The organism is Bradyrhizobium sp. MOS003, from assembly GCF_003020125.1.
Taxonomy (GTDB): domain Bacteria; phylum Pseudomonadota; class Alphaproteobacteria; order Rhizobiales; family Xanthobacteraceae; genus Bradyrhizobium.
In genome coordinates this window covers 476,021-482,500 of record NZ_PYFW01000002.1, presented here as the reverse complement: position 1 = coordinate 482,500, position 6,480 = coordinate 476,021, and the positions used below count along the sequence as shown (strand labels likewise).

Annotated in this window: 7 protein-coding genes (1 of these 7 running past the window's edge); 1 reads left to right on the top strand and 6 read right to left on the bottom strand. The window is 64.9% G+C overall.

Going from position 1 to position 6,480, the window contains the following annotated elements; genetic code table 11:
- Positions 1-143, top strand: partial view of a hypothetical protein gene (locus C7G42_RS12765; protein ID WP_106949314.1) — the 3' portion only. The gene continues 466 nt to the left of window position 1, outside the view; 143 of the gene's 609 nt are visible here — the last part of the coding sequence; its start codon lies beyond the left edge, outside the window; it ends in the stop codon at positions 141-143.
- Positions 144-253: 110 nt separating this feature from the next.
- Here the strand turns inward: C7G42_RS12765 and C7G42_RS12760 are convergent, their stop codons facing one another.
- From C7G42_RS12760 to C7G42_RS12735, 6 genes are all read right to left on the bottom strand, one after another.
- On the bottom strand, positions 254-1,342 hold the full coding sequence (locus tag C7G42_RS12760) for a TRAP transporter substrate-binding protein (RefSeq protein WP_106949313.1): 1,089 nt from the start codon (positions 1,340-1,342) through the stop codon (positions 254-256).
- 181 nt (positions 1,343-1,523) lie between these two features.
- The gene (locus C7G42_RS12755; RefSeq protein WP_106949312.1) at positions 1,524-2,837 is read right to left on the bottom strand and encodes an NAD(P)H-dependent oxidoreductase; all 1,314 of its coding nucleotides are present in this window, start codon (positions 2,835-2,837) and stop codon (positions 1,524-1,526) included.
- A 160-nt stretch (positions 2,838-2,997) separates the two neighbouring features.
- A complete protein-coding gene (locus C7G42_RS12750; protein WP_106949311.1) occupies positions 2,998-3,798 on the bottom strand; it encodes a phytanoyl-CoA dioxygenase family protein in 801 nt (266 codons plus the stop codon).
- 131 nt (positions 3,799-3,929) lie between these two features.
- On the bottom strand, positions 3,930-4,604 hold the full coding sequence (locus tag C7G42_RS12745) for a GntR family transcriptional regulator (protein ID WP_106949713.1): 675 nt from the start codon (positions 4,602-4,604) through the stop codon (positions 3,930-3,932).
- Positions 4,605-4,771: 167 nt separating this feature from the next.
- Complete coding sequence (locus tag C7G42_RS12740) at positions 4,772-5,584, bottom strand: alpha/beta fold hydrolase (protein ID WP_106949310.1); 813 nt, start codon at positions 5,582-5,584, stop codon at positions 4,772-4,774.
- Between the two features lie 2 nt (positions 5,585-5,586).
- Positions 5,587-6,405 carry an alpha/beta fold hydrolase gene (locus tag C7G42_RS12735; RefSeq protein WP_106949309.1) on the bottom strand — a complete coding sequence of 273 codons (819 nt, stop codon included), beginning with the start codon at positions 6,403-6,405 and terminating at the stop codon, positions 5,587-5,589.
- Between the last annotated feature and the right edge of the window lie 75 nt (positions 6,406-6,480).

Sequence of the window (6,480 nt, the reverse complement as noted above, 5' to 3'; positions counted from 1 at the left end):
CCAAGGACAAGAAGGAGGCGCTCGCCGAGCTCAACGAGGCACTCAAGACGCCGGCGCCCGCGGTCGAGAACAAGGGCAATATCGATCTCGTCGCCAAATACTACGACAAGCTGATCGCCGCGCTCGGCGATGAGGAGAATTGAGCAGGTTCGGTGACGCGGTTGCTCGCGCCGCGCGTTCGCAGCCGTCGCGCAAAAAGCCCCGGAGACAACTCCGGGGCTTTCGTCGTTTCGCGGCTGGCAGCGTGTCGCAGTTACGTCCGCGTCCGCATCCGCATCATGAAGCTGTCGAAGCTGAGTTCTGCCACCTGCATCCAGGCGAGCGAGTCGGCCCGGTAAGCCGTGAGGCTCGAGTACATCTTGCCGAAATGCGGATTGGTCTTTGCGAGATCGGCGTAGATCTCATTGGCCGCGCCGTAGCAGGCCTCCAGGACCTCCTGCGGGAACGGCTTGAGGATTGCGCCGGCCGCGAGCAGCCGCTTGAGTGCGGGCGGATTGACCGAATCGTACTTGCCGGTCACCCAGGTGAAGGTGTCGAGTGATGCCGCCGAAAGCGCCGCCTGATAATGTTTCGGCAGCGCATTCCATTTGTCGAGATTCATGATGTTGTGGCCCTGGCCGGTGCCTTCCCACCAGCCCGGATAGTAGTAGTACTTCGCGACCTTCACGAAGCCGAGCTTCTCGTCGTCGTAAGGGCCAACCCACTCGGCCGCGTCGATCGTGCCCTTCTCCAGCGCGGGATAGATGTCGCCGGCCGCGATCTGCTGCGGCACGCCACCCAATTTGCCGATGATGGTCCCGGCAAATCCGCCGACGCGGAATTTCAGGCCCTTGAGATCGTCGACGGTCTTGATCTCCTTGCGAAACCAGCCGCCCATCTGGGCGCCAGTCGAGCCCGTGGGAACGCCGAACGCATTATGCTCCTTGAGCAGATCGTTGAGCAGATCCTGACCGCCGTTCCACAAAAGCCAGGAAATGTGCTGGCGCGTGTTGAGTCCGAACGGCAGCGACGTGCCGAAGGTGAATGCCGGGTTCTTGCCCCAATAGTAATAGAGTGCGGTGTTGCCCATCTCGACCGTGCCGTTCGAGACGGCGTCGAGCACCTGCAGGCCCGGCACGATTTCGCCGGCGGCAAAGGGCTGGATCTGGAAACGATTGTCGGTGATCTCGGCGACGCGCTTGCAGAAATATTCGCAGCCGCCGTAGAGCGTATCCAGCGATTTTGGCCAGCTCGCCGTCAGCCGCCATTTCACCTCCGGCATCGATTGTGCGATGGCCGGTGCAGCAACGGCACTCGCGGCCAGGCCCAATCCGCCGGCCGTCAGGAATTTACGACGTTCCATGCATTTCCCTCCCTGTAATGCCGAGTCCTCGACGAGGGATCGCGATCTTGTCGTCGCTTTGTCTTCGCCGGTGGCCGACGTTTTTTGGCGTCCGAAATTCTGTATTCCCGGATCGGGGGCAGGATGACCAAAGGGGGATCGCAAAGCAAGCGCACTTTGGTTGTGCGCGCGGTGTCGCCGATCAATGCTGCGCTGCGAACGCACTCTCCATGGCTTTGCGCGTCTTCACCGTCTCGTTGCCGGCGTCGAACTCGACGTCACTCCAGCGCACCACCGTGCCATGCGCGATGTCATGTTTCAGCTTCACGCGGTGTGCGAGGCCAATCGGCAGCGCGCCGGCCTTGAGGCTCGCCACCGCCGGTACCAGCTTGCCCCACACCGTGTAGCCGCCTTCGCCGTCCAGCATCTCGCCTGCGCGCAGATTGCGCTTGGCGACCGCCGCGACGTCGCCGCGGAAGCCGCTGGCCTGGCCGGTCGGCTCGCCGCGCAGCGCGGCCGACAGCACCGAGATGTTCAGCTCGAGACCGATCAGATGATAGGGCTTGTACATGGCGGCATAGCGTCCGCTGCCGTCGGTCTTGAGGCCGTATTGCCTGAAGCAATCGGCGGCGTAGTCGTTCGGAGCCTCCAGCACGACATAGACGCCCCAGCGCAGGTCGCGAAACACCGGCCGTCCGTCGCGCTCGAGCGAGGAGACGACCTCGACCACGCCGGACCGCTCCAGTACGCCGCCACGGGAGCGTGGCCGCATGATATGCGGCAGATCGTCGACCCCGCAGGGCGGAAACAGCAAGCCGTCCGCGGGCACGTCGAGAGCGCAGGCGTTCGCAATTGCGGCCATCTCGATCGCCGATTTGGTGCCGTCGAGGAAGGAGTTGAACATCTGCGGATTCATGCCGGCCGACTGTGCCTCGCCCGCGGTGAGGCCGTAATGCTGCCAGACGCCGTCAGGTGTGACGTCGTGATAGGCCGGGAGGTATTTCGTGCCCTTTCCGGCGGCAACGACGCGGAAGCCGGTGGCCCGGGCCCAGTCGACCATCTCGGCGGTCAGCGCCGGCTGGTCGCCATAGGCGAGTGAATAGACCACGCCCGCCTTGCGCGCTTCCTCGGCGAGCAATGGACCTGCCAGCACGTCGGCTTCGACATTCACCATCACGATATGCTTGCCCGCGGCGATCGCGGCGCGCGCATGCTTGATGCCGACGGCTGGATTGCCGGTCGCCTCCACCACCACATCGATCGCGCCGCCGGCAATGGCGCGCGCGCCGTCATCGGTGAAGACGGTGGCGGCGATCCGCTCGGCGCTCCAGCCGACAGTGCGGCAGGCCTCGCGTGCGCGGTCGCGGTCGATGTCGACGATGACAGGCACTTCCAGCCCCGGCGTATGCGGCACCTGCGCGAGGAACATCGAGCCGAACTTGCCGGCGCCGATCAGCGCGACACGGACAGGCTTGCCGGCGGACGCGCGGGCCTGGAGGAGGCGGTAGAGGTTCATGTGAATTGTCCTGCAAAACTATCGTGTCCCGGACGCGCTGCAGCGCGTAGCGTTGCTGCGCAGAGCCGGGACCCAGAAAGAAAACCATCCGTGTGGCATGGGCCCCGGCTCTGCAGCGCACCGCTGAAGAAGCGCTGCGCTGCGTCCGGGGCGCGAGACCTTACTCCGCCGCCTGCCGCGGCGCACGTGCGAGGCGCAGCAGCGCGTCGTCGTCCACCGTCTTGATCGGGGTGAAGTCGCGATGCGCGATGTAGTCCGGCCGCGTGGGATTGCGGATGTGGTTCGAAACTGCGTTCAGCGTCAGGTACACGATCTTGCGCGGGAAAGGCGTGATGTTACCTGCCGAACCGTGCACGAGATTGCCGTGAAACATCAGCATGCCGCCGGGCTTTCCGGTCGGTGCCACGATGCCGCCCTGCGCGACCAGCCGTGTCACGGTGGCCTCGTCCAGCGTCCAGAGCGGATAGGAGGTGGTGGCGAGGTCGTGCGAGGCTTCGAGATCGCCGGCGTTCTGGCTGCGCGGCACCAGCATCAGGGGGCCGTTGATCGGCATCACCTCGTCGAGGAAGATCGCGATGTTCATGGCGCGCGGCTCCGGCATGCCGTCGTCGCGCTTCCAGGTGCCGTAATCCTGGTGCCACTGCCAGACGTCGCCCGTGAAGGCTGATTTCGCGTTGATCTTGAACTGATGCATGTAGACCTGTTCGCCGAACAGCTGCTCGACGGGGTCGATCATGCGCGGATGGGCGCCGAGGAGGCCGAACGCCTCGTTGTAGAGATGCGCGGCAAACGCCGTGCGCGGCGCGCCGCTCTTCTCGCGCCAGACCTCGGGCCGGTTGGCATCGTAAATGCCGACCGCCTCGCGCGCGAGGAAATCGACCTCCTCCTGGGCGAACAGCTCGGGCAAAAACAGCCAGCCCTCGCGGTGGAAGAACTCCAATTGCTCCTGAGACAGTTTCATGGGTCGTCCTCCTTTATTTTGTTTGTTCTATCTCTCGTCATGGCCGGGCTTGACCCGGCCATCCACGTCTTCGCTCCACGCTCGAAGAACGTGGATGCCCGGGACAAGCCCGGGCATGACGGAGGCGGCCGCTACGCCGCCTCGTCCGTCGCCCTCAATCTCTCCTCAGTCATCCGTCCCGCCGTCTGCGCATGCGACAGCGCCGCGCGTTCGGCCGCCTTCACGTCGCCGGCGAGAATGTGTCCGGTAATCGTCGCATGCTCTGCCCAAGCGCTGCCGCGATAGTCGAGCTCCGAGAGCACCGTCGCCATCGATCGGCGCATATGCGGCCATTGCGGTGCGATGGTTTCCTCGATCGCGGGATTTCCAGCGAGCTGATAGATCGCGCGGTGAAAATCGACGTCGAGCACGATCAGCTCTGCCAGTGTCGTGTTGCGGTCGATGCGGCGTCCGGCGGCGAGTGCCGCTTCCAGCCGCGCGCGGCCGGCCGCGTCATATCCCGCGCGTTCAGCCGCGAGCCGGGCTGCCAGCGCGTCGATCGCGCCGCGGACCTCGTAGAGTTGGCGGATGCGCGCGGGATCGAGCTGGGTGACCTCGAAGCCCCGCTTGCCGCTCTCGGCGACCAGACCCTGGCGATGGAGCAGGTGCAGCGCATGCGAGACAGGCTGGCGCGAGACGCCGAGCTTGTCGGCCAGTTCGTTCTGGCGGATGCGTTGGCCGGGCTGAAGCGTGCGGTCGGAAATCGCCTCCAGGATCCGGGAATAGACCTGATCGATGAGGTTCGGGAGCGGGTCGAGGGGGATCACGCCGATAGCTCCTGCGAGGGAATACGGAATTCCGTATTCGAAGGTATTGCAGGAGGAGAAAAGCGTCAAGGCAGTGCGTTTTTAGACCTGATAAGTCACTGATCTCATTGATCTGTTCTACTGGGCATGGGGTTGTTTTCGCGAAAAATGGGTCGGACGAAGAGGGCCTACTCCCCTAGAAACTCGTTCACTCGCTCGCCGTACTCCAGCGGGGCCTGCTCGAACATCCAGTGGCCGGCGTTCGGAATCACCGCCGTCTTGCTGCCCGTGATGTGCTGGGCAAGCACGCGCCACATCACCGACAGGCTGCCGGTGGTAGCGCCGCCGCCGATCAGCAGCGTCGGGGTCTTGATCGCCTGCGCATCGTTCAGCGTGTAGGGCCGGCGCTGCTCGTTGATCTGGCCGAGGAACGTCAGCGCGTTGTCGCGCAGTTGCTGCTTGGCCGCCGCGGGCACGCGCCGCCACGAGCCGTCGCCCTCGATGCCCTCGTAGAAATTCTGCAGCGCGCTCTCGATATCGCCGGCACGGATCATCTCGACCGAGCGCGCGGTGCGCGCCGCCAGCGGCGGATGCGCGGGCGTGCCTTCCGGCACCGGCAGGGATGCGTCGAGATCGCCGCCCGGCTCGGCCAGCACCAACTTCCGCACCAGATCCGGCCGCGCCTGCGCCACGCGAAACGCGATGTGACCACCGCGCGAGTGGCCCATCAAATCGACGGGCGCGGGCTCGACCTGCTCGATGAAGGCGATCACGTCCGAAACGTGCTGCGCCATCTTGTAATCGTCGCCGACGGCGTCCCAATGCTCTGGGAAGAAATGCCGCAGGCTGACCGAGATCACGCGATGGCTCTTCGACAGCGGGCCAAGCACTGCATACCAGGTGCGGAAGTCGCCGAGCGTGCCGTGCACGCAGACCAGTGGATGGCCCTGGCCGACTTCGAGATAGGCCATATCGTAATCGTTGACGCGAAAGCTCTGCATGATCAGCCCGCCAGAAAATCCAGGACGACTTCGGAATATTTCTGCGGCGCCTGCTCGAACATCGGATGCGTCGCGTTCGGAATGACCGCAGTCTTCGAATAGGGCACATGCGCCGCGAGCGCATGCAGCACCTTCGGCAGCAAGCCTTTGGTCCTTGCCCCCAGGATGAACAGCGTCGGCATCTTGATCGCCTCCGCATCCGCCTTCGAGAACGGCGGACGGTTGTCGCGGACCTGGCCGATCAGCGTATAGGCGTTGTCGCGCAGGTTCTGCTTCACCAACGCTGGTAACCGCGGCCAGGTGCCGGCACCTTCCAGCGTGTCGACGAAGACGGCGAGGCCGCCGTCGACGTCGCCGACTGCGATCTTCTCGGCCGAGGCCGTGAAGCGCGCCAGCAACGGCGAGGGACCGCCGGCATAGTCGGGATCGAGGCTCGCATCGAGTTCACCACCGGGCTCCGCCAGGATCAGCCGCCGCAGCAGATCCGGCCGGCGCTGCGCCACCCGGAAGCAGATGTGGCCGCCGCGGGAATGACCCATCAGGTCGACCGGGCCGAGGTCGAGCGTCTCGATGAAAGCGACGACGTCGCCGACATGCTGGGCGATCGAATAGGTGTCGCCGACACCATCCCATCTCTCCGGAAAGAAGTGCCGCAGGCTGACGGCGATCACCCGATGCCGCTGGGTCAGCGGGCCGAGCACGCAGCCCCAGACCCTGAAGTCGTTGAGCGAGCCGTGCACGCAGACCAGCGGCGGCCGGCCGCTGTCCTCGCCCACGTCGAGATAAGGCATGTCGTAACCGTTGACGTGGAGGCTTTGCATTCGGGACTCGCGAGGCGGGCGGAACTCCTGTGCAAGATTCCCGGAAACCGGGTGGATCGCAACTATTTCCAAGCC